The sequence below is a fragment of the Shewanella sp. 10N.261.52.F9 genome (genome assembly GCF_041471165.1).
In the GTDB taxonomy this organism is placed as follows: Bacteria; Pseudomonadota; Gammaproteobacteria; order Enterobacterales; family Shewanellaceae; genus Shewanella; species Shewanella marinintestina.
Genome location: NZ_JBFRNX010000007.1, coordinates 77,920 through 102,219, shown reverse-complemented (window position 1 = coordinate 102,219; position 24,300 = coordinate 77,920). Strand labels below are relative to the sequence as shown.

Annotated in this window: 17 protein-coding genes; 11 read left to right on the top strand and 6 right to left on the bottom strand. The window is 43.2% G+C overall.

Annotation, left to right across the window (positions count from 1 at the left end; genetic code table 11):
• The first annotated feature begins 36 nt into the window (after window positions 1-36).
• The 5 genes from AB4298_RS05685 (at window position 37) to AB4298_RS05665 (ending at window position 5,114) form a co-directional block, all read left to right on the top strand.
• A complete protein-coding gene (locus AB4298_RS05685; protein ID WP_371985984.1) occupies window positions 37-882 on the top strand; it encodes a tetratricopeptide repeat protein in 846 nt (281 codons plus the stop codon).
• A gap of 179 nt (window positions 883-1,061) precedes the next feature.
• Window positions 1,062-1,706: an adenylate kinase gene (gene adk / locus AB4298_RS05680; protein WP_371985983.1), complete on the top strand. Its 645-nt coding sequence runs from the start codon at window positions 1,062-1,064 to the stop codon at window positions 1,704-1,706.
• Window positions 1,707-1,868: 162 nt separating this feature from the next.
• A complete protein-coding gene (hemH, locus tag AB4298_RS05675) occupies window positions 1,869-2,864 on the top strand; it encodes a ferrochelatase (protein ID WP_371985982.1) in 996 nt (331 codons plus the stop codon).
• Window positions 2,865-3,143: 279 nt separating this feature from the next.
• Complete coding sequence (locus AB4298_RS05670) at window positions 3,144-4,448, top strand: inosine/guanosine kinase (RefSeq protein WP_371985981.1); 1,305 nt, start codon at window positions 3,144-3,146, stop codon at window positions 4,446-4,448.
• A gap of 111 nt (window positions 4,449-4,559) precedes the next feature.
• A complete protein-coding gene (locus AB4298_RS05665) occupies window positions 4,560-5,114 on the top strand; it encodes a sugar O-acetyltransferase (RefSeq protein WP_371985980.1) in 555 nt (184 codons plus the stop codon).
• 101 nt (window positions 5,115-5,215) lie between these two features.
• Here the strand turns inward: AB4298_RS05665 and AB4298_RS05660 are convergent, their stop codons facing one another.
• Window positions 5,216-6,544 (bottom strand): dicarboxylate/amino acid:cation symporter, encoded by a 1,329-nt coding sequence (locus AB4298_RS05660; protein WP_371985979.1) that lies wholly within the window; start codon window positions 6,542-6,544, stop codon window positions 5,216-5,218.
• Window positions 6,545-6,761: 217 nt separating this feature from the next.
• Between AB4298_RS05660 and AB4298_RS05655 the strand changes: the two genes are divergently transcribed.
• Window positions 6,762-9,245 carry an Ig-like domain-containing protein gene (locus tag AB4298_RS05655; RefSeq protein WP_371985978.1) on the top strand — a complete coding sequence of 828 codons (2,484 nt, stop codon included), beginning with the start codon at window positions 6,762-6,764 and terminating at the stop codon, window positions 9,243-9,245.
• Window positions 9,246-9,327: 82 nt separating this feature from the next.
• Here the strand turns inward: AB4298_RS05655 and astB are convergent, their stop codons facing one another.
• The gene (gene astB / locus AB4298_RS05650) at window positions 9,328-10,665 is read right to left on the bottom strand and encodes an N-succinylarginine dihydrolase (protein ID WP_248999244.1); all 1,338 of its coding nucleotides are present in this window, start codon (window positions 10,663-10,665) and stop codon (window positions 9,328-9,330) included.
• A gap of 337 nt (window positions 10,666-11,002) precedes the next feature.
• On the opposite strand from astB, the gene topA reads away from it, so the two are divergent.
• On the top strand, window positions 11,003-13,684 hold the full coding sequence (gene topA, locus AB4298_RS05645; protein ID WP_248999243.1) for a type I DNA topoisomerase: 2,682 nt from the start codon (window positions 11,003-11,005) through the stop codon (window positions 13,682-13,684).
• A 135-nt stretch (window positions 13,685-13,819) separates the two neighbouring features.
• Here topA and AB4298_RS05640 read toward each other — a convergent pair whose 3' ends face one another.
• The gene (locus AB4298_RS05640) at window positions 13,820-14,596 is read right to left on the bottom strand and encodes a hypothetical protein (RefSeq protein ID WP_248999242.1); all 777 of its coding nucleotides are present in this window, start codon (window positions 14,594-14,596) and stop codon (window positions 13,820-13,822) included.
• A gap of 226 nt (window positions 14,597-14,822) precedes the next feature.
• Here AB4298_RS05640 and cysB point away from each other — a divergent pair, with 226 nt between their 5' ends.
• The gene (gene cysB / locus AB4298_RS05635; RefSeq protein ID WP_248999241.1) at window positions 14,823-15,797 is read left to right on the top strand and encodes an HTH-type transcriptional regulator CysB; all 975 of its coding nucleotides are present in this window, start codon (window positions 14,823-14,825) and stop codon (window positions 15,795-15,797) included.
• Between the two features lie 88 nt (window positions 15,798-15,885).
• On the opposite strand, the gene AB4298_RS05630 is transcribed toward cysB, so the two are convergent.
• Entirely contained in the window at window positions 15,886-17,262 is a 1,377-nt protein-coding gene (locus AB4298_RS05630; protein WP_248999240.1) for an L-serine ammonia-lyase, read from the bottom strand.
• A gap of 393 nt (window positions 17,263-17,655) precedes the next feature.
• On the opposite strand from AB4298_RS05630, the gene nagZ reads away from it, so the two are divergent.
• The 3 genes from nagZ to AB4298_RS05615 all read left to right on the top strand — a co-directional run bounded on the left by nagZ (window position 17,656) and on the right by AB4298_RS05615 (window position 19,815).
• A complete protein-coding gene (gene nagZ, locus AB4298_RS05625; protein WP_371985977.1) occupies window positions 17,656-18,663 on the top strand; it encodes a beta-N-acetylhexosaminidase in 1,008 nt (335 codons plus the stop codon).
• A gap of 73 nt (window positions 18,664-18,736) precedes the next feature.
• Window positions 18,737-19,276: an alpha/beta hydrolase YcfP gene (ycfP, locus tag AB4298_RS05620; protein ID WP_371985976.1), complete on the top strand. Its 540-nt coding sequence runs from the start codon at window positions 18,737-18,739 to the stop codon at window positions 19,274-19,276.
• A 263-nt stretch (window positions 19,277-19,539) separates the two neighbouring features.
• Window positions 19,540-19,815: an acylphosphatase gene (locus tag AB4298_RS05615; protein WP_371985975.1), complete on the top strand. Its 276-nt coding sequence runs from the start codon at window positions 19,540-19,542 to the stop codon at window positions 19,813-19,815.
• Here the strand turns inward: AB4298_RS05615 and AB4298_RS05610 are convergent.
• Entirely contained in the window at window positions 19,812-20,828 is a 1,017-nt protein-coding gene (locus tag AB4298_RS05610) for a peptidoglycan binding protein CsiV (protein ID WP_371985974.1), read from the bottom strand. The genes AB4298_RS05615 and AB4298_RS05610 overlap by 4 nt on opposite strands.
• Window positions 20,825-24,298 (bottom strand): transcription-repair coupling factor, encoded by a 3,474-nt coding sequence (gene mfd, locus AB4298_RS05605; RefSeq protein ID WP_248999235.1) that lies wholly within the window; start codon window positions 24,296-24,298, stop codon window positions 20,825-20,827. Before mfd ends, AB4298_RS05610 begins: the two co-directional genes overlap by 4 nt.
• Window positions 24,299-24,300: the final 2 nt, after the last annotated feature.

Below are 24,300 nucleotides of genomic sequence, written 5' to 3'. Positions count from 1 at the left end.
TTTTTATGGTCACTCGCTAAAAGCGAAGGAAATGTTATGCAATCGATTCTAGAGCTGACAAAAGAAAATATACAGCAAGTGGTCGACGCTTCGATGGAGAAGGTCGTAGTGATGGCATTTTGGGCAAGTCAAAGCCCTGAAAGCTTAAGCTTAATGCAAACCCTTGAAAGTATCGCCCAGCAGCAAAATGGCCGCTTTGTATTAGCTAAGGTTAATTGTGAAACGGAAATGGAAATCGCCAATTACTTCCAGATCCAGAGTTTGCCTACAACCTTGGTTTTACACGAAGGTAAACCGGTAGACGGTTTTGCAGGTGTGCAAGAGGCTCCGCAAATTACTGAGATGCTTGATAAGCATTTACCAGCAGAGTGGCAGTTAAAGCTTAATCAAGCGCGGGTGTTTTTAGCTGAAAATAATGCTATTGCCGCATTGCCACTGCTAAAAGATGCATACAACGAAAAGCAAATCGCTGAAATCGCCTTAGCCTTAGCCGATGTGTATTTATCGCTAAATGTGCTGGAAGATGCTCAGACCTTGCTAGATTCAGTAGGTCTTGCCGATCAAGATAGTTATTACCAAAGCTTAAAAGCCAAGCTTGCTTTAGCGCTTGATGCAGCAGACACCCCAGAAATTAGAAAGCTACAGCAAGATGTTGAAAACGATCCATCTAACTTAGAGTTAGTGATTGAACTTGCCAAAGCATTGCATCAAGCAGGGCGCAATGATGAAGCACTAGAATTGCTTTTTGCGCCGCTGCAAAAAGATATCTCTGCACAAGATGGCAAAGTGAAACAGTCATTCTTAGAGATCTTAACGGCGCTAGGTCAAGGCAACGCTTTGGCTAATCAATACCGACGTAAGCTTTACACTTTACTTTACTGATTCGCATCAAGGATATTTGTTAGTTGTGATGCTAAAGTCGAACGACAAATTGCTTCAAAATGGCGGCCATTTATGCGAAGATCGCCGCCCTAAACATACAATACCCATCACGCTGACGGCTTTTTGCTCGTTTATAGACGATGTGGGTATCACAGTGCGAAATTAAGAGGAAGATTCAGATGCGCATTATGCTATTAGGTGCCCCAGGTGCCGGTAAAGGTACTCAAGCCCAATTCATCATGGAAAAGTACGGTATTCCTCAAATTTCTACAGGCGACATGTTACGTGCAGCCGTTAAAGCGGGTACACCACTTGGCTTAGAAGCTAAGAAAGTGATGGATGCTGGTCAATTGGTATCTGATGAGCTAATCATCGGTCTAGTTAAAGAGCGTGTTGCTCAAGATGATTGCGCTGCAGGTTTCCTATTAGATGGTTTCCCACGCACTATTCCACAAGCAGACGCTATGGCTTCAAGTGGTATTGCTCTTGATCACGTGATTGAAATCGACGTGCCAGACGAAGAAATCGTTAAGCGTATGAGCGGTCGTCGTGTTCACCCAGGTTCTGGCCGTGTTTACCACATCGTATTCAACCAACCAAAGGTTGAAGGTAAAGATGACGTAACTGGTGAAGACCTAGCAATCCGTCCAGATGACGAAGAGTCAACTGTACGCAAGCGTCTTGATATTTACCATGAGCAAACTAAGCCACTAGTAGAATACTACGGCGCAGTTGCAGCTAAAGGTGGCGTAACTTACAACAAGTTTGACGGCACTAAATCAGTTGCAACTGTTAGCGAAGAAATCGTGACTGTTCTTAGCTAATATGCATAACTAATTTCATAGTCACCGAGTATAAAAAATACCCGAGTGAATATGTGTTTATGAGCTAGTTCTCATATTTTAAAAAGCCCATGCAAATGGGCTTTTTTTATGCTTTTTGCGGTGATAGCCTGAACTGAATATCTTGCTAAAAAGAGAATTCATGTGAGCAAATCTGCCCCTCCATTCGGTGTCTTACTCGTTAACCTAGGTACGCCTGACTCACCGACTGCTCCTGATGTAAAAAAATTCCTAAAACAGTTTTTAAGCGACCTTCGTGTTGTTGACCTTTCGCCATGGATCTGGAAGCCGATTTTAAACGGCATCATTCTTAATACTCGTCCAGCAAAAGTGGCCAAGCTGTATCAGTCTATCTGGTGGGATGAAGGTTCACCACTGATGGTGATAAGCCAAAAACAGCGCGATAAGCTTAAAATCCAATTGCAACAAACCTTAGGGCAATGTATTCCAATTGAACTGGGTATGAGCTATGGCAACCCGTCATTGCAGTCGGGTCTTGATAGTTTAAAGGCGCAAGGCGCTGAAAAGATTTTTGTACTGCCACTTTATGCGCAATATTCTTGCTCTACAGTTGCCCCGGTATACGACGCGATAGCCGAGCTTTTAAAAGCTGAGCGCAACATCCCAGAGCTGCGTTTCAATAAACAGTATTTTGATCACCCAGATTATATTAAGGCATTAGCTGAGTCTGTTAAAAACCATTGGCAAGCTAAGGGGCAGGCACAGGTTTTATTAATGTCGTTTCATGGTGTACCGCTACGTTACATTACCGAAGGCGATCCTTACCAAGCTCAGTGCCAAGCAACAGCTGAATTGTTAGCTGCCGAGCTTGGTTTAACTCAGCAGCAATGGCGTATTTGTTTTCAATCGCAATTTGGTAAAGAGCAGTGGATTGGGCCGGCAACAGATGCACTACTTGATTCTCTTCCTAAAGAGGGAGTTAAATCGGTTGATATCATGTGCCCAGCATTCTCTTGTGATTGTTTAGAAACACTTGAAGAGATCTCACAAGAAGGTAAAGAAGACTTCTTGTCGGCTGGCGGTGAGCGTTATGAGTTTATCGAGTGTTTAAATGACTCTGCAGGCCATATTGACTTGTTAGCTAAGATTGTTGAGCAGCAAACCCAAGGCTGGCATTAATTTTTATCCCTTCTGTAGTGATTTCAGCTAGCGAAAGAGGTGGGGTGTGGTAAAATCCCCCACCTTTTTGCGTATATAGCCCGCTAAGCTCACTATTTTGCTTAAGTTGTGACTAAGCTAAATAAATAGTGGCGGCATAATTTTTACTATAGCTAACCTTTACTATAGTTAACCGCTTAAAGTGTCGTTTTGTTTATTCGCCTTTGGATAAGCAATGAGAGATTACTTACCCGTTTAAATTGATATTTTGCATGGATGCCGAATGAAAGAGAGCTCTATATGAAGTTTCCAGGTCAGCGTAAGTCTAAACATTATTTTCCTGTTAAAAATCGCGATCCATTGCTAGCGCAATTGATCCAGCAGCCTTTACCAATCTCTACTTATATTTCTGGTATTGACCAGACTTTAGTGGATATTGAAGCGAAAGTGGAAGATGAGTTATTGACTCGATACGAGCTACCAAAAGGTAACTCAACCTTGATTGACGATGACAAGGCCCATGCACTTTATACTGAGCTAAAAACTAATGAGCTGATCAGCGATGAATTTGCTGGTGGCACAATTGGTAATACAGTGCACAATTACTCTATTTTAGCGGATGATCGCTCAGTATTATTTGGCGTAATGAGCAAAAATATTGAAGTGGGTAGCTATGCTTACCGCTATTTATGTAACACGTCATCTAAAGTGGATCTTAATTACCTGCAACCGGTGGCAGGCCCTATTGGTCGTTGTTTTACCTTGATCTCTGAGTGCGGCGAGCGTACTTTTGCGATCAGTAAAGGCTCAATGGATCAACTAACGCCTACCTATATTGACAAAGACGTGGTTCAGGGCGGCTCAGCGCTGATTTTAACAGCTTACTTGATGCGTGCTAGCGGTGGCGATCAGATCACTGATGCGGCAATGACAGCGATTAACTACGCTAAAGAAGCTGAAGTGCCAGTGGTATTAACACTTGGTACACGCTTTTTAATCGAAGAAGATCCAAAATGGTGGCAAGAATTCATTAAAGAGCATGTGACCATTCTTGCGATGAATGAAGATGAAGGTGAAGCATTAACTGGCTTTAGCGATCCATTGCTAGCGAGTGAAGCAGCACTTGAGTGGTGTGACATGGTGTTGACCACAGCTGGTCCTCTAGGGCTATATACTGCAGGTTACACTGAAGACTCTGAAAAGCGTGAAACGAGCCATACTTTATTGCCTGGCTCAATTCCTGAATTTAACCGTTATGAGTTCTCTCGTCCTAAATTAAAGATTGATTGTGAGTCGCCACTTAAAGTGTACGCGCATATTTCTCCTTATATGGGCGGTCCTGAAATCATCCGTAATACAAACGGTGCGGGCGACGGTGCGTTAGCTGCGCTATTACATGATTTGGCCTCGAATACCTTCCACAAGACTAACGTGCCTGGTTCAAGTAAGCATAAGCGCGATGGTTTATGCTATTCATCATTCTCGCAAATTTGTAAGTACGCTAACCGCGTTGCTTATGAAGTACTTGCACAGCATAGCCCAAGACTTTCACGTGGCTTACCAGAGCGTGAAGATAGCTTGGAAGAGTCATACTGGGAAAGATAAGCTGAGAAGCCGCTGAAGGCTTGCAGTGACATAATTTTGAAAGGCATAACTTAGCATTCTGAGTTATGCCTTTTTTGAATCTACTCTAAATAACATAAGAAAAATAAAGCGATGACCGAATACCAAAAAATGCTCAATGGTGAAGTGTTTGCTGGCGCTGATGCTGAGATTTCAGCTGTACGAGACAATGCCTATTTATTGCAAAAGCAAATTAATAATAGCTTAGGCTTTAGTGAAACTCAGTGCTTGATGAAGCAGTTACTTAATATCGGTGAAGGTTCGATTGTGCGTGAGCCATTTAATTGCGAGTTTGGTAAACAAATTACCATAGGAAGTGGCAGTTTTATAAATATGGGCGCAGTGATGCTCGATGGTGCCCAGATTACTATTGGTAACCATGTGATGATAGGTCCTAATTGCCAGTTTTATACCGCCTCTCACAGCGTTGATCACATGAGTCGACGCCGCTGGGAAACATTTTGCTTACCGATCACCATTGAAGATGATGTTTGGATTGGTGGTAACGTGGTGATTAATCAAGGTGTGACTATTGGTGCGCGTTCGGTTATTGCTGCTGGTGCCGTAGTCAATAAAGATGTTGCACCCGATACTATGGTGGGCGGCGTGCCTGCTAGAGTATTAAAGCAGCTGAGTTCAGCTAATTAATAGTTTCTTAAATTATGCTGCAATATTAAAAAGCTTTCTGTAAGTATCAGCGATAAAAAAGGCATCCACTTGGATGCCTTTTTAGTTAAATCGCGTTGTTTTTATCGATTTAACTTATGCTCTTCAGCATGCACCTGTGCATTAAAGCCTGGAGCGACTTTACCTGCTTGAGTATCGTTGAAGAGAGCTTCATCAAACTCGCCTTCAGATTTTGCAATGACAACAGTAGCAACGGTATCACCGGTTACGTTAACTGCTGTACGCACCATATCAAGTAGTCTATCGACACCAATAATCAGCGCGATACCTTCAACTGGCAGACCCACTTGGTTAAGTACCATAGCAAGCATGATAAGACCAACGCCTGGTACACCTGCTGTTCCGATTGACGCTAAAGTTGCAGTGATAACCACCATCGCATAATCAGTAATTGTTAGTTCAATACCAAACACTTGCGCAATAAACACCGTTGCCACACCTTGCATAATCGCGGTGCCGTCCATGTTAATGGTGGCGCCAAGCGGTAAGGTAAATGAGGCAATCTTGTTGTCTACGCCCATGCGGTGTTCAGCTGTCTCAATGGTTACTGGTAGCGTTGCATTCGAACTAGCAGTGCTAAAAGCAAACAATTGAACATCGCGGATTTTACGGATAAAGGTGAATGGGTTTAGCCCAGAGAACAGTTTAAGTAAAGTAGGGTAAACAACAAAAGCATGAATAAGTAATACGCCGAGTACAACGAAGAAGTACTTAACCACGCTACCAAATGTTTCCATGCCCAGAGTTAGCGCAAGTTTCGCCATCAAGGCAAATACACCATAAGGTGCAAGCTGCATGATAAGCGTTACAACACGCATAATGACTTCGTTTAGGTCATTAAACAGCGCTGCTACGCGTGCACCACGTTCGCCGATGTGTGAGATAGCAAAACCAAAAATCACCGCGAAAATGATGATTTGCAGCATGTTACCTTCACTCATTGCATGCAGAGGGTTAGTCGGTACTAAGTTGATTAACACATCTGAAAGGCTAGGTGCTTGTTTGGCATCAAACTGCATGCCTTCGACCACCATGCTGGCGTTACCTGGGTGAACCGCAACCGCGACAAGAATCGCCATTGAAAGTGCAATTGCCGTGGTAAATAGATAGAACGCAATGGTTTTACCGCCTAAACGACCAACCTTCGATGGTTCGCTTAGCGAACAGGTGCCACAAACAAGTGAAACAAATACCAGTGGAACAACTAGCATTTTTAAGCTGGAAATAAAGATGGTACCGATAACGTTGAGTACACCTTCAGTGATGTACTCTTTGACAAAATCACTCTCTGGAAACAGATTGCGTAATAGTAGTCCTAGAATAATACCGGTAAACATACCGATTATAATCTTACTCGTGAGGCCGAGTTTTTTGGTTTTCGTAGCAGACATAGTGCTTCCTGTATAATTTTTATGCTTTTCAATTTGCGCATTAAAGCCTAGCAAGAAAGTCAGACTGAGGAAATGCTTTAAAAGTTAAAGTTTCCGTGATTTGTTGGAAAATAAAGCCTTTTGTTGTGGAAAGGTTATGCTGAAATTGTGTAATGTTATACCCTAGGTAATCAAGTAATTGCCAAAAATAATAAACTCAGTAACAGGGAGTCTGACAATGAAGTCAGCTTATAGCATTTTTATTGCTTTTATATGGTCGTTTTTTCTCATTGGTTGTGGTGGTGGGGGGAGTATTTCAACCGATCCTGATGGTGGCGGTACACCAGAGCCGACAGAAGTCGTTACCGTTGCTCTTTCTATTTCTAATACAGAATCTATTAAAGCTGAAGCCCCTGCTGAAGTGACAGCTGTGGTAACAAGCTCTCTTCATGGTGCTTTAGCTGGAAAACTTGTGACTTTTAAGCTGGATAATAGCGCTATAGGTACATTTGTTCCGGGAATCGGTACTGATAAGACCGATGGAAATGGTACTGCCAAAGTTCTGCTCGCAACTTCTAATATCCCTGGTGCAGGATCTCTTACAGTAGATGTTGCTGGGTACAGTGATATTACTGTAGAGCCGCTAGTTTTTGTCATGGAAGGCGATGGTGGCGAAGTTAGTAATGGAGCATCAATTGTTGTAGCGTTAACAGGCACTAATGGTGAATCCATCGATGCAATTACAACAACTAAACCAGGTAAGGTCACTGCGACCGTTAGTGGTATTAATAAGCCTTCTATTGTGACATTTGATACTACGATAGGAGATCTTCCTATTAAATCGGCGGTTACCGATGCTAATGGTACAGCCACTGTCGATATTTATGCGGGTAGTTCTTTAGGTGCAGGGGAAGTGACGGCATCTTTATCGAGTGGTGAAGAAGGTAAAGTCGTTGTTGTGATTGGTGCTACAAACGTTCTAATGGGAAGTGGTACACCTTTTGAAGAGGGCGTTGCGAGTGTCAGTGTCGATGAGTTAACTGCAGGAGGCACTGCAACTATCTCGGTTGCAATTCAAGATGATAGTGGAAATCCTTTTACTCAGCCCGTAGATGTTAATTTTTCTTCAACTTGCTCGACTAAGACAAGTCCAGAAGCTGAGATCAGTTCTCCGGTGCCATCGGTTAATGGCGTTGCGACAACGACCTATTTAGCTAAAGGTTGTAAAGGGGACGATGCAATTAATGTTACAGCTAATGCTGGTGGTTTGAACTTAGCTGCAACAGCAACAATTAATGTATTACCAGCAGATGTTGGTAGTATCGTATTCTTGTCTGCTACACCTCAAAATATTAGTATTCTTGGCACCGGTGGTGTTGAGTCTTCAGTGGTTCAGTTTAAAGTTCTAGACACAAATAGTAATCCTGTAAGCAATCAGTCGGTATCTTTTGCTTTAAATACTGAAGTTGGCGGAATTAGTTTGGATCCTGCTACCGCAACAACGAACAATCAAGGTGTTGCTCAAACAGTAGTTAGAACGGGTACGGTGGCTACATCTGTGCGTGTAACAGCTACTGTTGATGGCTCTAGCCCTGTAATCTCAAGTCAGTCGAGTGAGTTAGTTATATCAACAGGTATTCCAGATCAGGATAGTTTTTCCTTGTCTGCAACGGTATTAAATGCCGAAGGCTGGGATGTGGATGGAACTGAAGTGACAGTTACGGCGCGTTTAGCCGATGCATTTAACAACCCTGTTCCAGACGGTACAACAATATCATTTACAACCGAAGGTGGTGCAATTGAAGACGCATGTCAAACAAGTAAAGGTGCGTGTAGCGTCGTTTGGACAAGTCAGCAAGCAAGACCTGAGGGCTATCAATTAATAAATGGTGCTGGTTTAATGGTTGATGATCCTAGTGCTGAGTTATCTTTTGACTCTGCATTGAGTATCTATGGCAACCATTACGGTCAAAAGTATGGTGGACGAGCAACGATTACTGCAACGGCTATTGGAGAAGAGTCATTTCCTGACTTAAATGGCAATGGTCGATTTGATGCGAGCGAAGTTGAAGCATTTAAAACGCAAACCGATGTAAGTGGTATGTCATTTGACTTAGACGATGTGTTTAATGACTACAATGAAGATGGTCGCTTTAACCCGCAACAAGCCAATGGTCAACTAGGTGGTGAGTTAGAGGAATTAGTTGATTTTAATTCTAACGGTGTATTTGATCTTAAAGATGGTAAATATAATGGCGTGCTATGTTCTGATCCTGTTCATGACGCATGTGCTGACGGCATTACCGACTCTAAGTCATTATATGTTCGTGGAAGCTTAGTGATCGTTATGTCAGGCAGTACAGCTTTAGCTACCGAACGTTCGCGTGTGTTAATAGTTGATAGCTATAGTGGTACTGATGGCTCGTATGACCAAAGTATTGATATAATTGGTAAGGCAACTGGAACGGTCTATTTTACTATTTCAGATCTTCATAACCAGCAAATGCCAGCAGGTTCAAAGGTCAGCTTTACTGCAAGTGCCGGCTCTGTAGTAAGTGGTTCAGAATATGTATGGCCTAGCACCAACTATAATGGTGGTCGTGAGTTTAGTGTAACGTTAAAAGGAGAGGACGAACCAAACTCTGGTACCTTCCTTGTTACGGTCGAAACGCCAAGTGGCGTAAAAACTCAGGTACTTTCTTTACCAATATCCATTAAATAATTAATGAAAAGAAAAAGCCCCGCAATAGCGGGGCTTTTTTATATTGAATAACAGTGCAGCTCTATTTGTAATACTTTATCTGTTATCTCTGGAACTGATACACGCTACCTAAATGCATGATCTGGGTCAGTTCATCAAGAGCTGTACGCGATTCAATTATTAACTGAGGGTCGGCTAAATCTTCCACCAATAAACGATCTCGGTAGTGCTTGTCCACCCACAGGTTTAAGCGAGTAAATAATGCATCATTCATTAAAGTGTGTTGGTTTACTGCTGCAACTTCATCTTGATTCATTGCCACACGTAAGCGAAGACAAGCAGGCCCTCCACCATTTTGCATGCTTTGTTTCACGTCAAAGTAAAGTACTTGCTTAATCGGTGTGTCTAACGTGACTAGCTCGTTAAGGTAAGCATAAACGGCTGGATTCTCTTGACAGTTAGTTGGCGCAATAATTGCCATTTCGCCAGAAGGTAAGGTCACTACTTGAGTATTAAATAGGTAACTCTTAACTGCATCTTGAATAGCGACTTTTGACGTTGGGACTTCAACAAAATGTAGTGCTGATTCGCCAAATTTACGTTTGATCTCTGTCAGTTTTGCTTGGGTATTTAAAAATGCTTGCTCGTGGTAGAAGAGTACGTTTTGGTTACCTACTGCAATCACGTCATTGTGAAAAACGCCTTGATCAATCACATCGGGGTTTTGCTGTATATAAACAGTGCCGTCATCGTCAAGCTGATGCAAGCGAGCAACGGCTTGTGATGCTTCTAATGTTTGGCGTGCTGGAAATTTCTGTGGGCGTGGTGCACTTGGATTGGTAGCTTCTTGCCCATAAACGAATAGTTCAACACCAGCGTGTCCATATTCACTGCAAAGACGAGTATGGTTTGCTGCCCCTTCGTCACCAAAACTGCTATGTTCAGGTAAATGTTGGTGATGTTTGAAATAGCGGCTATCGTTAAATGTAGCTTGGAGTATATTGCTAGTTGTGATTGGTTCAATACTGCGATGTAGTTTGTCGACAAGGTTTGCTGGGGTAAAGTGTAGTTTTCCATCGTGGGTATCAGCACTAGGAGACACAGTTGCGGCGTTTGCTGTCCACATACTTGACGCACTGCAGCAGGCGCGTAATAGGGCTGGAGCTTCTTTGGCGGCTTTATTAAGAACTTCAGCGTCTGTGCCACTAAAACCGATTCTGCGTAGAGAATGTAAGTCTGGGCGTTCTTGTGGTGCGAGTACACCTTGCACTAAACCAAGATCAGCGAGCGCTTTGGCTTTTTTGAGTCCTTGTTTCGCAGCATCTTTAGGGCTTGAGGTTGCGGCAGCGTTATTTAATGAGGCGACGTTACCAAATGATAAACCAGCGTAATTATGCGTTGGCCCAACGAGTCCGTCGAAGTTCGCTTCAAAATGCTTCATTCTTCTTTATCCTTAAGGGTATCTCAGGTTGTTATATCTTTTCTGAGTTGTAATTATTGTGGTCAGTATACTTAAGCGTGAGTGCTGTACAAGCGAACTAAAATCGGTAAAAACACTAAATTTGCATCGAAATGCACAACTATTACTTGCTTGCTGACTAATAATGAAATATTAGTTTTTAAATACGCACTATTTTTTTTCACATTTATTTAAAAAACGGTTAAAAATTGGTACTCCAGTACAAATAAAAGAGGGATTAGCTTGAAACTCTGTACACAACCCTCTATATATGGAGCCAAATTTCCGATTTTTGAGACTCGTTGGCGCAAATTAATCTATGGGTAAATCGCTAGTAATCGTCGAATCACCGGCCAAAGCCAAGACTATTAATAAATATCTAGGCAAAGATTTCATCGTTAAGTCGAGCGTAGGTCACATCCGTGACTTGCCTACATCGTCGACTTCAGAAGCTAAAGTTGTCAGTAAAACAGCTGCTGAAGTGAAGAAGATGTCTCCAGAGGAGAAGGCTGAATATAAGAGCTTAAAAGCGAAGCAAGCATTAGTTGCGCGCATGGGGGTTGACCCAGAAAAAGGCTGGAAAGCTAAATATCAAACTTTACCGGGCAAAGAAAAAGTCGTTAAAGAACTTCAAACTCTGGCAGCAAATGCTGACCATATCTATCTCGCAACCGATTTGGATAGAGAGGGAGAGGCGATTGCTTGGCATTTACAGCAAGTAATTGGTGGTGATGAATCTCGTTATCAGCGCGTGGTGTTTAACGAGATCACTAAAACTGCGATTCAAGATGCCTTTAGTCAGCCTTCGGTACTTGATACCAATATGGTTAATGCTCAGCAAGCCCGTCGTTTTCTCGACCGCGTTGTTGGCTTTATGGCATCACCACTATTGTGGAAAAAAGTCGCTCGTGGGTTATCTGCTGGCCGTGTGCAATCGGTTGCTGTGCGTCTAGTTGTTGAACGTGAAAGCGAAATTAAAGCGTTTGTGCCTGAAGAGTTTTGGGACGTGCACGCTGAGCTAAATACTTTAACAGACGACTTGCTAAAAATGCAGGTAGTGAAGTTTCAAGGTAAAGCATTTAGCCCAGTAAACGAAACTGAAGCGCAAACTGCGGTTAGCCAACTCTCTCAGTCTAGCTTTGTTGTTGCTGCTCGTGAAGACAGAGCAACCTCAAGTAAGCCATCTGCGCCTTATATCACTTCAACACTGCAACAAGCGGCAAGTACTCGCTTAGGTTTCGGTGTGAAGAAAACCATGATGATGGCGCAGCGTTTATACGAAGCGGGTCATATTACCTATATGCGTACTGACTCGACTAATTTGAGTCAAGAAGCTCTTGATAGCGTGCGTGAAATGATTGGCAATGAGTATGGTGATAAATATCTGCCAGAATCGCCAATTCGCTACGGTAGCAAAGAAGGCGCTCAGGAGGCTCACGAAGCGATTCGTCCTTCTAATGTAAAAGTTAGTGCGGCTTCGCTTTCAGACATGGAGCGCGACGCTCAGCGCTTGTATGAGCTTATTTGGCGCCAGTTTGTGTCTTGTCAGATGACACCTGCTAAATATGATGCCACGCGTTTGACTGTAAACGCGGGTGATTATGAATTAAAAGCGACGGGTCGTACTCTTCGTTTCGATGGTTGGACTCGCGTTCAAACTGCCATCAAAAAGAAAAACGAAGAAGATAATACTCTGCCATACGTAGCGCAAGGTGACTCAGTTACCCTAAAAGAGCTGCTACCTAAGCAACACTTCACTAAGCCAGCGCCGCGTTATAGCGAAGCCTCTTTAGTTAAAGAACTAGAGAAGCGTGGCATTGGTCGCCCGTCGACTTACGCAACGATCATTTCAACAATTCAAGACCGTGGTTATGTAAAAGTTGAAAACCGTCGTTTCTTTGCTGAAAAGATGGGCGAAATTGTTAGTGATAGTTTAGTTGGTAGTTTCGAAGATTTAATGAGCTACGATTTTACAGCAAGCATGGAACAAACATTAGATGATGTTGCTCATGGTAAGCTTGACTGGAAAAAAGTCCTCGATGGATTCTATAAAGACTTCACTAAGCAGTTAGAAGTTGCCGAGTTACCGCCAGAAGAAGGCGGTATGCGCCCTAACGAAATGGTGATAACCGATGACATTAAGTGCCCGACTTGTGGTCGTCCTATGGGGATCCGTACTGGGACGACAGGGGTATTCTTAGGGTGTTCAGGCTATGCATTACCACCAAAAGAGCGCTGTAAAACCACACTAAACTTAACGCCAGGTGAAGAAGCGATAAGTGAAAGTGGTGAAGACGCAGAAACTGAAGCATTACGTGCTAAGCATCGCTGTGGGGTTTGTGGTACCGCGATGGACAGCTATTTAATCGACGAAAAGCGTAAATTACATGTTTGTGGTAATAACCCTACCTGTAATGGTTATGAAGTCGAAGCGGGTCAGTTTAAGATCAAAGGCTACGAAGGCCCAATTATTGAGTGCGATCGTTGTGGTAACGATATGGAACTTAAAAATGGTCGCTTCGGTAAGTACTTTGGTTGTACTAATTCTGAGTGTAAGAATACCCGTAAACTGCTTAAGAGCGGTGAAGCAGCGCCACCAAAAGAAGATCCAATTCATCTTCCTGAACTTAAGTGTACTAAATCTGATGCATACTTTGTATTGCGTGATGGCGCTGCAGGTATTTTCCTTGCGGCTAGCACTTTCCCTAAATCACGTGAGACGCGTGGTCCGTTAGTGGAGGAGCTAATTAAGTACCGTGAGCAATTATGGCCAAAGTACCAGTACCTAGCAGATGCACCCGTTGCAGATGATGATGGTAACTTGGCGTCAGTGCGTTTTAGTCGTAAGACAAAAGAGCAGTATGTTGCTACTGATGTTGATGGTAAAGCTACTGGTTGGTCATCTAAGTTTATCGACGGTAAATGGGTGACAGAGGCGAAGGCAAAAGCTAAGCCTAAAGCCAAGGCAAAGCCTAAAGCTAAAGCGAAAAAAGCTGAGTAATTAGCTTTATTACGCATTAAAAAGCCCCGTATTAACGGGGCTTTTTTGTGGTCGGTATAAACGATAGAAGCTTAAATGAGTAAAACAATATGGCTGTACGTACTAAAAGTTCAAAGTAAGACTATTGATAACTTACTACCACTTCTTCTTAGGCTGAAATAGCACATCGATATCGTCGTCTTCCGTCTTGGTTTTAGTAACGGAAGGCTGGGCATTTTTTTGTGCCCCAGTGATCTCTTCTAGCATTGTTTTCGCTTCATCTACCTTACGAGTAATGAAAGGGTCGTTTGGTGTTTGCGATTTTATCGTGTGTAAGGTTGCCAGCGCTTTAGTGACCATCTGCTTTGCAGACCCGTATTGCTTCATAAAACAGGCTGCTCGTCCTCTTGCTAGCATCGAATCGACGTTAATACGTAGCTGTAAGCTATCAATACGCAGCTCTTCTTCACTAAATATAGTGGGCTCTACTTTGCCTTTATTGTGCTCTGCACGAAGAATGGCTTTCATTTTTTTAAGAGTTTTGACTAGATTTAGCACTTGTCGGTCATTATCTGGTAAACGAAATGACTCAATCGCTGGTGCAGACTTAGTACCTGATTGCAGGGCTTGTATTTGGGCGCTAAGATCACCTAAACGACGTTGGTAGTCGTTACTTTGATTACCTGCAAGTGGCAGTGCACCAGTAAGAGCTTCTTCTACTCGCTTGTAAAGCACTAAAATGATATTCGAAGAGCAGGGAATAAGTCCTGTGTTTGATAACACTTCTTCAGTTTCATCGATAATAGCGCGGTGACGGGCAAGCTCTGTCCGCCTTTCAGCTTCAGCACGGGCTTTTTGTTGCTGAATGATGCTAATGCCAATTACTAGAAGTAAGAGCACGCCGATTAAAACTAAGACTGAAGCAAATATCATAGCAGAACCAATAATTTCACAATTCGGCTAATGCTACTATAAATCAACATTCTAGGGTAGTAATCTTCACTATGCTTTCTCGATAAGTGTTTCGTTGAGAATGACTATTATGCTATATTCCATTTGATATAAATATTGAGATGTACTATAACCAATAATTATACTTAAATGCGTCATTACTTATTTATTAGACAGGTAACAAGCCTGCCCATAGGAAGGATAAAAGATGAAGTTGCAGCAACTTAGATACATAGCAGAGGTCGTCAATCACAACCTCAATGTTTCCGCCACTGCGGAAAACCTGTATACATCTCAACCTGGTATAAGTAAACAAGTGCGTATGCTAGAAGACGAACTTGGGATCCAGATTTTTGGTCGCAGTGGTAAGCATTTAACTCATGTGACCCCAGCGGGTCAACAAGTGATTAGCATAGCGAATGATATTCTTGGGAAAGTTGAGAGTATTAAAAAAGTCGCTGAAGAGTACACCAAGCCTGATCAAGGTGAGCTAAATATTGCCACTACTGACACTCAGGCACGTTATGCGTTGCCGCATATCATTCAAGGCTTTATCGATCGCTACCCTAAAGTTAATTTACATATGCATCAAGGTACGCCATCACAGATCAGCGAGCTTGCGGCTAGAGGTGATGCCGATTTTGCTATTGCTACTGAAGCTATGCACCTTTACAGCGATTTGATCATGTTGCCTTGTTATCACTGGAATCGTTCAATAGTCGTTACTCGGGACCATCCGTTAGCTGCAAGAAGCAATATTAGCATTGAAGATTTAGCCCGTTTCCCATTGGTGACATATGTCTTTGGTTTTGACCGCGCATCAGAAATTGAAAAATCCTTTAATCGTGCAGGATTAGAACCAAGAGTCGTATTTAGCGCAACGAGTGCTGATGTACTTAAAACCTATGTGAGATTAGGCCTAGGAGTCGGGGTTATTGCTTCAATGGCGATTGATGAGCATATGGATAAGGATTTAGTCGCAATTGATGCAAGTCACTTATTTGCCCATAGCACCACCAAAATTGGTTTTAGAAAAGGTAACTTCTTACGTACTTATATGTACGATTTTATCGAACATTTCGCCCCACATTTGACACGAACTGTGGTTGAGCAGGCTGTGGCTCTAAGAGATGCGCAACAGATTGAAGCTATGTTTAAAGATGTTGAATTGCCAGTTAGATAGCCTTGCACTTTAAACCATAAAAAACCTCGCCATTGCGAGGTTTTTTTATGGTGTACTAAATCATTTTAATGACAGATGAGACTTTGGTTTAACACTCGACAATATTTACAGCTAAGCCACCTTTAGCGGTTTCTTTATATTTGCTGCGCATATCTTTACCTGTATCCATCATTGTCTTGATCACTTTATCGAGTGAAACCTTGTGGTTACCATCGCCGCGCATTGCCATGCGTGAGGCATTAATCGCTTTTACAGCACCCATGGCATTACGTTCGATACAAGGTACCTGTACAAGGCCGCCGACAGGGTCACAGGTTAATCCTAGATTATGCTCCATACCAATCTCTGCTGCATTTTCTACGTGCTCGACAGTACCACCCATAATTTCGGTGAGTGCAGCTGCAGCCATAGAACAAGCTACACCCACTTCACCTTGGCATCCGACTTCAGCACCTGAAATAGACGCGTTCTTTTTATAAAGAATACCGATAGCTGCCGCGGTCAATAAGTAGCGACAACAAACGTCCATATCGACTTCTTGTACGAACATATCGTAATAGCACAATACGGCAGGGATAATACCCGCAGCGCCGTTGGTCGGGGCTGTTACAACACGATCGCCAGCGGCATTTTGCTCATTAACGGAAAGAGCGAATAAGTCGACCCAGTCCATGGCGGTTAATGGGTCAACACAGTTTTTGCCTTCGGCTTTTAGGCGGCGATACAGTGAAGGTGCGCGGCGTCTTAGTTTTAAGCCGCCTGGTAAAATGCCTTCTTTCTGATAACCACGTTCAACACAGTTTTTCATGGTTTGCCAGATCTGCCATAGCTGCTCGTTGATCTCATCCGCATTTGCGATACTTAGCTCATTAGCCATCATTAATGATGAAATGCTAAAGCCGTTAGTCGTGCAAAGTTCGAGTAGTTGTTGCGCCGAGTTAAAATCGTAAGGAGCAGCTTTAATGGGGGTTGCTGGCGATGCATCCTGCGCTTGAATTTCATCTTCATCAAGAATGAAGCCACCACCTACGGAGTAATAGGTGCGCTCATATATGCATTTCCCCTCACTGTATGCATATAGCGTCATGGCATTGGCATGAGCAGGTAAGCTTTTTCGTCTATGGTAAGTAATACCGTTAGCGCGGCTAAAGAGTACCTCACGACCATCGGTAAGTTTGAGACGCTCTGAATCACTCACTTGCTGTAAAATATCATCAATGGTGTCAGTATCAACCGTATCAGGCGCTTCGCCCATCAGGCCTAAAATGACCGCTTTACCTGTCCCGTGACCTTTGCCTGTTTGGCCTAAAGAGCCAAACAATTCAGAACGTAATTCATCAATGCTATCTAGATGGCCTAGCGTTTGTAATTGATTGATGAAGATATTGCCGGCTTTCATTGGGCCAACAGTGTGCGAACTTGACGGCCCGATGCCGATTTTGAACATGTCGAATACACTAATCATGCTAAACCTTTATTGCTCTAGTCGTTATAGTTATAACCAATCACTAAGAAATTACTGGATGGAGGAATGACGCTATTCTTGGTATATTTCGTCTATCCAGCGTGTTAAAACAACGCCTGCTGTTAATCTTAGTCGCTTGAATTAATTGGTGTAAAAAAGTATCCCATACTTTAGCTTTTTCTCTAGCATTAGTTTTTTTGTATCCAATTTTCAGGCATTAGATAAACTAATTGTAAACCAGTCGCTGTTATTATGTTTTTTTACTAGACGAGTTTTATATTAGTGACGATTTAACATGTATTTATAGAGTATTTTTGCTTATAGCAAGGTGTGAGTCTTGCTATAGCGGATGTAGATATTATCTACATATTGATTAAAAATTTAGAGGGTTATATGAGTTATTTGATGTTAGATATTGAGTCCACGACGCTAAATGTTGCTGAATCGTCGCAGTTAACTCACCCTATGATAGGCGGATTAATATTATTTAGTCGCAATTATGCTGACCGTACACAATTAGTTGAGCTGATAAAATCGATACGGGCGATTCGCCCCGATATTATAATTGCTGTTGATCATGAAGGCGGCAGAGTGCAGCGTTTTCGCGACGGTTTTACCGTATTGCCAGCAATGGGCGATATTTTACCGGCAGCGAAAGGTGATCTGAACCAAGCCAAAGCTTGGGCTACAGAGCTAGGTTACTTAATGGCTATTGAATTATTAGCTGTTGATATTGATTTAAGCTTTGCACCTGTGCTTGATTTAAACGGCATCAGTCAGGTTATTGGCACTCGTAGTTTTAGCTCTGAAAAAGACGAAGTGATTGAGCTTGCTAGTGCTTTTATTGATGGTATGGAGCAAGCAGGAATGTGCGCTGTTGGTAAACACTTCCCCGGACACGGCAGTGTAGAGGCGGACTCTCATATTGCTAAACCTGTTGATGAGCGTAGCAAAGATCAGATTTTTGCAGAAGATATGCAGCCATTTGTTAACTTGATTGGAAAAGAGCGCTTACAAGGCATTATGCCAGCGCATGTCATATATCCAAAAGTAGACAGTCAGCCAGCCGGCTTTTCTCCCTATTGGTTACAAGAAGTACTCCGCAAGCAGTTGTCATTTAATGGCGTAATATTCTCCGATGACTTAGGAATGAAAGGCGCTGCCGTGGCTGGTGGATATGCAGCTCGAGCACAAGCTGCACTGGATGCTGGTTGTAATATGATCTTAGTGTGTAACGATAGCGCTGGCGCCACCGAGGTGTTAAACACGGTTAACTGGCCAACTGATGACAAAGGCTTAAGCGCTAACTTATTAAAGCCAGACGCCAAAAAAGTCGCTAAGGCGCTGGAAGACAACGCCCGCTGGGAACGTGCTAAAGCAATCGCGAAAAGTTTGACTTAGCGCAACATAAAAACAGGCGCAGCTTGATAGGTTAAGTCATAATTACCGTTGTATTTATTGTCTGGGGGACAAAATGATCCTTTATCTTCATGGGTTTGACGCAACGAGCCCGGGTAATCACGATAAAATGCGTCAGCTGCAATTTATCGACGATGATGTGCGTTTAATCAGCTACAGTACGCAACACCCTAAAAATGATATGCAGTATTTGTTGAATGAGGTCAGTAAACAAATTGCTTCTTCTGATGATGAAGCGCCGTTGATTTTAGGTGTCGGGCTAGGTGGTTTTTGGGCTGAACGGATTGGTTTCTTAAACGGTATTAAGTCGGTCCTGATTAATCCTAATTTAAAGCCTGAAGACAATATGGCTGAACATATTGACCGTCCTGAAGAATATGCTGATATCGCTAATAAATGCGTTAAAGGTTTTCGGGCGCTAAATGCTGGTAAAGCATTGTGTATTTTGGCTCGTCAAGATGATGTGAATGATAATGCGAAAGTTGAATCTACACTTAAAGAGTATTACTCGATAGAGTGGGATGAAGATCAGAAGCACAAGTTTGTTTCGCTTGCGAGTCAGTTACAACTTATTAAGGCATTTAAAGCAAGCTAACTATTTTGTCGTAAATATAAATAGAGCCGCCACAAGCAATTGACGCTTGTGGCGGCTTTTTTATATGCAGACTGAAGACTTTTAAAGTATGAAACACAACAATCGCTAGATAGCAGCAGTCGGCAGGTTAATGGTTTAGCTTACTTTGCTGAACTGTGTGCTTTAGGCTATGTTATTTCTTATACAAACAGATATTTGTTTGAGATCAGTAATGACTATTGTAGGCAGTGTCTAAGTTGAGTGATTCTTAAAAGGAATACGTGATGAAACGTGTGGTTATAAAAGTGAAAGGTAGGGTTCAGGGCGTTTCCTACCGGCAAAATACACTCGCTCAAGCAAACACTTTAGGAGTTACGGGGTATGTCAGTAATCTAAGTGATGGTTCGGTGCAGATTTTAGCGCAAGGTGGGCAACCCGCAGTCGATAAGCTGATTAGTTGGTGCCATATCGGTTCGCCATCATCACAGATTGATGAGGTCTTTGTAGAAGAAGATGAGGCAGATGATATCTACCTCGATTTTTCAATCATTCAGCTTTAAAGTGTTGTTGCAGGTAATTCTGCAACGTCCTTTGTTGGCTCAACGACTTTAGCTGTTGGTTGTTCCATTTTACGGATCTGGATAATCATGCCCATTTTAGGATGGTCAAAATAATGGACTTCATCACTGCGTACCCGGCGATTTTGCGTCATCGGAATAGAGTACAGGTACGGTGTTGTGACCGCTTGTGATTCTGCATTTTCCCCAGTGTTTGCCAACGTATTAGGATTAGCTCTTAACTCGTTGTTAGCGAGTAACACGGTTTTACTGCCCGCTTCACGTAATCTAAAGTCTGTTTCGATAAACAGATAGTGCTGCAAATAAATATTTATCGTTCCGTCAAACTTCCAAACAGGCTTGTTGTTATCAGTTGCAAACTGACTGCCCATAAAATCAAAGTTACCGAACTCTGAGGTCGTTGAGCTTGCCTCAATAGGCTGGCCATTAAATTCAAACTCTTCAGAATAGTCATGACCTGAGAATAATTTAACGGGTACGGCACGGTTTCGCGGTAACATCGACTGTTGCCATGTCATGTGTAACAGGCTTGTAGTACCTTTTTCACGTGAAATGGTTGCCATAATATCTTTAAATTGACTTTGGCTTTCGGCAAGTAGCACTGCACCATCGCCTAAATGAGCAGCCGCTGGCGTCGACGCAGAAATTTGCATTGGAACATCGGCCATCGCTTTATGGTTAGCGCTGCTTAGTTGTTCATTACAGTTCACGCTATCGGTTGCCCAATCAGTTGAGGTACAACCGTTGAGACCCATATTTAGCGCAGTTAAATCAGTGCTGATCATAGGTGTAATAAAATCGACAGTCTTACGATTCTGCTTAGTCGCCGCCGTTGTTGGCCATTGTTCGGTCGTTGGAGTATCCCGTTCAAAGATATAGACTTCGACCTCAAACCAGCGTTCAGCTGCAGCAACGGCACTGGCAGATAGGCTAGATAAAAGGCTAACAGCTAAAGCTGCGCTTAGCTTGTTTTTAGATAGTCTTAACACGATCATTCTCCAAGACGATGTTGAAACAACTGCTCAATTAACAGTTTTAGTAGTGCAAGCCTGTCTTTTGCTGTTTCAGACGGCATAGCAAATTTTAGCTTATTGGGCCCGTCCATTCGATATACTTGGGGCTGAGTTTGCAGTAAGCCGATGATAAAGGTTGGATCAACCTTATTATTTTCACCAAACTCTATACTACCACCTTTAGCGTGCATTTCGATTTTTCTTAAGCCTAACTGCGTGGCTAAGTGCTTATAAAGTGTCATTTCCATCAAGTTTTTGGTGGCGTCAGGCAACATACCGAAGCGATCGATTAGCTCGACTTTCAATTCATCCAAAGCCTTGGCTGTTTCACAGTTTGCAATGCGCTTATATAAAGATAGGCGCATATTCACATCGGCAACATAATCTTCGGGTAAAAGTGCTGGGATTCTTAGCTCGATTTCACACTGATGGCGCAGCATCTGGTTAAGCGAAGGCTCTTTGCCTTGCTTTAACGATTTCACTGCATCTTCGAGCATTTCCATATAGAGAGTGAAACCGATTTTCGAAATATGACCACTTTGTTCATCACCGAGTAACTCACCGGCGCCGCGGATCTCAAGGTCTTGAGTGGCAAGCATAAAGCCTGCACCGAGATCTTCTAACGCGCCAATGGCTTCAAGGCGCTTGCGAGCATCTTTGGTCATTCGCTTTGGATGAGGCGTCATGAGATAAGCATAAGCTTGGTGATGCGAGCGACCAACGCGGCCACGTAGCTGATGCAGCTGCGCAAGACCAAAGTTATCGGCGCGTTCAATCACAATCGTATTGGCTGATGGTACATCAATACCAGTTTCAATAATGGTAGTACACACCAGCACATTAAAGCGCTGATGGTAAAAATCAGACATGACTCGTTCAAGTTCACGCTCACGCATTTGACCATGGGCAGTAACTACACGCGCTTCAGGTAGCAATTCACTGATTTCAGCAGCGCGTTTTTCAATGGTTTCAACACTGTTATGCAAGAAGTAAACTTGGCCGCCCCTTAATATTTCACGCAGCAAAGCTTCGCGAATTGTCGCTTCATCGTACTCTCTAACAAAGGTCTTAACTGCAAGGCGTTTTGCAGGGGGCGTAGCAATAATCGATAAGTCACGCATACCCGACATCGCCATATTCAAAGTACGTGGAATTGGCGTAGCCGTAAGCGTTAAAATATCCACATTGGCGCGTAGCGCTTTAATTTTCTCTTTTTGTCTGACACCAAAACGGTGTTCTTCATCAATAACGAGTAAACCTAAGTTCTCAAATTTAGCCTCAGATTGCAGCAGTTTATGCGTACCAATCACGATATCGACTTTACCGTCGAGCAAGTCTTTCATAACTTGGGTTTGCTCTTTGGCGGTTTTAAAACGCGACATCACTTCAATCTTAAATGGCCAATCGGCAAAACGGTCTTTGAAGTTTTCATAATGTTGTTGAGCAAGCAGGGTGGTGGGCACCAATATCGCGACTTGCTTGCCATCGTTCACCGCAACAAAAGCGGCGCGCATCGCGACTTCTGTTTTACCAAAGCCCACATCACCACAAACGAGTCGGTCCATGGCTGTTGGGTTACGCATATCTTCAAGAACCGCCTCAATAGCCGTTTCTTGGTCAACGGTTTCTTCATAAGGGAAGCTATTGGCAAACTGGGCGTATTCTTCTTGGTCGATACGGCAAGCTTCACCTGGACGGGCTTGTCTGCGCGCATAAACATCGAGCAGCTCTGCTGCTACATCACGAATTTTTTCAACGGCTTTTTTCTTCGCCTTAGCCCAGCTTTCATTACCGAGTTTATTAAGCGTTGCTTCCTCATCTGGCCCAACGCTGTAACGGCTAATGAGATGCAGAGATGAAACCGGTACATAAAGTTTATCGCCGCCTGAGTATTCTAATACTAAGTACTCTGCAACTAAGCCTCCAGTATCTAAGGTCTCTAATCCTTGGTAACGGGCAACACCATGATCTAAATGCACTATAGGTTGGCCGACTTTAAGCTCGGCAAGGTTTTTAACTAATGCGTCAGAGCTAATTTGGCGTTGCTTATCACGGCGACGGCGCTGGGAGATCCGCTGACCAAATAGTTCGGTTTCACAGATTAAGCTAAACTTACCGCCGGTTTTCTTCTCAATCACGCAGCCTTGTGCCAGCGGCGATACGATTAAACCTATTTTGGTTTTGCTGCTGGCAAATTCATCAAAATGTGCAAATAGCTTAGGCTTGATATTAATCTTGCCGAGCAGCTCTAATAGCGCTTCTCTACGACCTTCAGATTCGGCGCTAAATAGCATACGCTCACCCAGCGTTGCGTACTGCTCTAGTTCTGCAAGTGGCTGTTTAAGCTTATGGTTAGCTGTGATATCCGGCAGCTTGCTGACCTTTGCCGGTATTGCTGTACCGGTATAACTGAGATCTTTAAGCCCAAAGCGAGGTAAGGCTTTAAAGTTAGCAAAAATTTGCTCCGTCAGTAAATACAGCTCTTGCGGCGCTAATAAAGGTCTTAATGGATCGACGCGTCTATCTTCATAGCGTGTTTCAACTTCTTTAAGGTGTGACTGAGTCGCGGCTTCAATATCGCCAACGCTAACAAGCTGAGTTGAGTCAGGCAGATAGTCAAATAGCGTTGCCGTTTCGTCGAAAAACAATGGCAGGTAATTCTCAATACCAGCCGGCATGGTCTTTTTACTGACCATTTGGTAGATAGAGCCCGGTTCTTTGACTAAGACTTCAAAGCGGCGGCGGTATCTTTGTCTAAAGCCTTCAATCGCAGCGTCATCAGTTGGGAATTCTTTAGCCGGTAACAGGCGGATTGAATCTATCTCTTTACTTGAGCGTTGGGTTTCCGGGTCGAAATGTCGAATGGTTTCCACTTCATCATCAAACAGCTCAATTCGATAAGGTTGGCTAGAGCCCATAGGAAAAATATCGATAATCGAGCCGCGAACTGCAAACTCGCCGTGCTCATAGACCTGCTCAACCACATGGTAGCCGGTATTGATGAGCTGCTCACGCACATCTAACAGGCGATATTTATCGCCTTTTTCTAGCATTAACACATTGCCAGTTAAGAATGATTGCGGTGGTAGGCGCACCATCAAGGTGGTGATAGGCACAATGACCACAGCTTGTTGGGCTTGGGGAATACGCGATAATGCCTCTAAGCGTTGCGAGACCAGATCTTGATGCGGTGAGAAACTGTCGTAGGGCAGAGTTTCTCTATCTGGAAATAGCCAAATCGATATTGATTGTTCACTAAGCAGATAACTAAGCTCGGTATCGAGCGCTATAGCCGTTGGGGTGTCGGCGGTAACAACTAGGGTGATCCCTTGATGTTGCTTAGCAATATTTGCGATGGTTAGCGCTTGGTCAGCGCCGCCGAGTGTACACAGCGTTTGTGCCAATTTGGCACTTTTGACAGCTGGCGGAGTCAATACAGAGAAAGCATTCATTA

Coding starts and splice junctions, on each gene's coding strand:
- AB4298_RS05630 (WP_248999240.1), bottom strand. CDS start 17,262: ATGATTAGTGTATTCGACATGTTCAAAATCGGCATCGGGCCGTCAAGT.
- AB4298_RS05670 (WP_371985981.1), top strand. CDS start 3,144: ATGAAGTTTCCAGGTCAGCGTAAGTCTAAACATTATTTTCCTGTTAAA.
- astB (WP_248999244.1), bottom strand. CDS start 10,665: ATGAAGCATTTTGAAGCGAACTTCGACGGACTCGTTGGGCCAACGCAT.
- AB4298_RS05665 (WP_371985980.1), top strand. CDS start 4,560: ATGACCGAATACCAAAAAATGCTCAATGGTGAAGTGTTTGCTGGCGCT.
- adk (WP_371985983.1), top strand. CDS start 1,062: ATGCGCATTATGCTATTAGGTGCCCCAGGTGCCGGTAAAGGTACTCAA.
- AB4298_RS05610 (WP_371985974.1), bottom strand. CDS start 20,828: ATGATCGTGTTAAGACTATCTAAAAACAAGCTAAGCGCAGCTTTAGCT.
- cysB (WP_248999241.1), top strand. CDS start 14,823: ATGAAGTTGCAGCAACTTAGATACATAGCAGAGGTCGTCAATCACAAC.
- AB4298_RS05660 (WP_371985979.1), bottom strand. CDS start 6,544: ATGTCTGCTACGAAAACCAAAAAACTCGGCCTCACGAGTAAGATTATA.
- mfd (WP_248999235.1), bottom strand. CDS start 24,298: ATGAATGCTTTCTCTGTATTGACTCCGCCAGCTGTCAAAAGTGCCAAA.
- nagZ (WP_371985977.1), top strand. CDS start 17,656: ATGAGTTATTTGATGTTAGATATTGAGTCCACGACGCTAAATGTTGCT.
- AB4298_RS05640 (WP_248999242.1), bottom strand. CDS start 14,596: ATGATATTTGCTTCAGTCTTAGTTTTAATCGGCGTGCTCTTACTTCTA.
- ycfP (WP_371985976.1), top strand. CDS start 18,737: ATGATCCTTTATCTTCATGGGTTTGACGCAACGAGCCCGGGTAATCAC.
- AB4298_RS05685 (WP_371985984.1), top strand. CDS start 37: ATGCAATCGATTCTAGAGCTGACAAAAGAAAATATACAGCAAGTGGTC.
- AB4298_RS05615 (WP_371985975.1), top strand. CDS start 19,540: ATGAAACGTGTGGTTATAAAAGTGAAAGGTAGGGTTCAGGGCGTTTCC.
- AB4298_RS05655 (WP_371985978.1), top strand. CDS start 6,762: ATGAAGTCAGCTTATAGCATTTTTATTGCTTTTATATGGTCGTTTTTT.
- topA (WP_248999243.1), top strand. CDS start 11,003: ATGGGTAAATCGCTAGTAATCGTCGAATCACCGGCCAAAGCCAAGACT.